The sequence below is a fragment of the Ruegeria sp. AI3 genome, from assembly GCF_056541245.1.
In genome coordinates, this window is sequence record NZ_JBQFYA010000060.1 from 1 (window position 1) to 992 (window position 992).

Genomic DNA, 992 nt, shown 5'->3' on the forward strand with positions numbered 1-992 from the left:
GCACAGGTTTGCCCCTTGCCAGATGATGTGACCTTTGAGACCGCAGCTGCGATGATGCTTAAGGGTATGACCGTGGAATACCTGTTTCACCGGACGACGCCGCTGAAACGCGGGGACACTGTCTTGTTCCACGCAGCAGCCGGCGGCGTTGGCCTGATCGCCAGCCAATGGGCGAAATCCGAAGGCATCACACTGATCGGGACGGCGGGGACCGATGAGAAATGCAGCCTGGCGCAGTTCAACGGCGCCGCGCATTGCATCAACTACCGGACCGAAAACTTCGCAGAACGAGTGGCCGAGATCACTGGTGGAAAAGGCGTGGATGTCGTGATGGACTCGGTTGGGGCGGACACTTTCGAGGGATCTTTGGACTGCCTCAAGCCCTTGGGGATGCTGATTTCCTTTGGCAACGCTTCCGGTCCGGTCCCGCCGTTCAATATCGGCATTTTGGGGCAAAAGGGGTCGCTCAAGATCACCAGACCGACTCTGTTTACACACATCTCCGATCACGCGGTTTGTCAGGCAATGGCGCGCCGTCTGTTCGGCAAGGTCACAAGTGGAGAGGTCAAGATCCACATCGACCAGCGATTTCCGCTGGCACAGGTCGCCGATGCCCATCGTGCGCTTGAAGCCCGCCAAACGACCGGCAGCACGATTTTGGATGTTTGAAACGAAAAGACCCGGTGCTTGGCACCGGGTCTGTATCAGGTCTGAATGTCGTACTCAGAACCGGTAAGCCGCCCGGATCTGGAATGTGGTAGCATCCACATCAATTCCGGTCGAGTTGAAGTTATCGAACTCGTGGTACAGCAATTCACCGGCAATGCTGACATTTGGGGCGACGATCTGCTCGTAACCCGCACCGATGAACCAACCGTCATCGCTGCCCAGAGTGTCGGTGCTCGCTTCGGCATACCCTGCGGTGCCGTACAGCAAGCCTTGGGGGTTCACCTTATAGCCGGCGCGCGCCTTGAGGCGCCAGACGTCTTCAA

At 58.0% G+C, this 992-nt stretch carries 2 protein-coding genes; one reads left to right on the forward strand and one right to left on the reverse strand.

The annotated features are described in order from the left end of the window. On the forward strand, positions 1-669 hold a 669-nt coding region (locus tag ACRZ95_RS23000; RefSeq protein ID WP_480555700.1), incomplete at its 5' end, for a quinone oxidoreductase family protein. Between the two features lie 54 nt (positions 670-723). On the opposite strand, the gene ACRZ95_RS23005 is transcribed toward ACRZ95_RS23000, so the two are convergent. Next, positions 724-992: outer membrane protein (locus ACRZ95_RS23005; RefSeq protein WP_480555702.1), on the reverse strand; the 269-nt coding region annotated here is incomplete at its 5' end.